This is a genomic window from Halorubrum sp. SS7 (assembly GCF_005435055.1).
Taxonomy (GTDB): domain Archaea; phylum Halobacteriota; class Halobacteria; order Halobacteriales; family Haloferacaceae; genus Halorubrum; species Halorubrum salinarum.
Window position 1 is genome coordinate 1 of record NZ_SGXV01000485.1, and the last position, 311, is coordinate 311.

General features: G+C 66.9%; 1 protein-coding gene. It reads left to right on the forward strand.

Translation table 11 applies throughout. The annotated features are described in order from the left end of the window. Nucleotides 1–311: endonuclease III (gene nth, locus EXE44_RS18880; RefSeq protein ID WP_369333870.1), on the forward strand; the 311-nt coding region annotated here is incomplete at both ends.

The following is a 311-nucleotide window of genomic DNA, read 5'->3' on the forward strand; positions in this document are numbered from 1 at the left end:
AAGGCGAAGTACATCCGCTCGGCGTGTTCGGACATCGCGGAGAAGCACGGCGGCGAGGTGCCGGACACGATGTCGGAGCTGACGGACCTCGCAGGCGTCGGTCGCAAGACCGCGAACGTCGTCCTCCAGCACGGCCACGACGTGGTCAAAGGGATCGTCGTCGACACCCACGTCCAGCGGATCACGCGGCGGCTCGGGATCACGGAGGAGGAACGCCCCGAGTCGATAGAGCAGGACCTGCTCGACGTCGTCCCCGAGCGCGACTGGCAGCAGTTCACGCACCTTATGATCGACCACGGCCGCGCGACGTG